We start from the raw sequence: 261 nt of genomic DNA, 5'->3' as shown, positions 1-261 counted from the left end.
CCGCGCCCCGGGCCTCGACGCCGGTCGGTGTACGGGAACCGCCGCTCGCGGCCGCAGTGAGTTCGGCGGTCAGCGTCAGTCGCCCTGCCGGTGCCCCCTCGGCCACAGCCACGGTGAACGCGGTCGTCGAAGAGCTCGACGGTGCCAGCGCCGTACCCTTCGGGAGTGCTCCGGTGAGCGTGCCGTCCGGGTGGGCCGTCAGCGGGATCCGCTTGCCCTGCACCATCACCGTCACGTCTTCGGGGCGCAGCCCTGCAGGAC

The 261-nt window shown here is 73.6% G+C and carries 1 protein-coding gene; it reads right to left on the bottom strand.

What is annotated here, in order from left to right; all coding sequences use genetic code 11:
* Positions 1-235, bottom strand: a 235-nt coding sequence (locus tag J0695_RS39070) for a hypothetical protein (RefSeq protein WP_206969608.1), incomplete at its 3' end; no start/stop codon positions are given.
* Positions 236-261: the final 26 nt, after the last annotated feature.

This window comes from Streptomyces beijiangensis (assembly GCF_017315755.1).
Taxonomy (GTDB): Bacteria; Actinomycetota; Actinomycetes; order Streptomycetales; family Streptomycetaceae; genus Streptomyces; species Streptomyces beijiangensis.
Note: the sequence above shows the minus strand (reverse complement) of the source record. Positions and strands in the feature narration are given on the sequence as shown.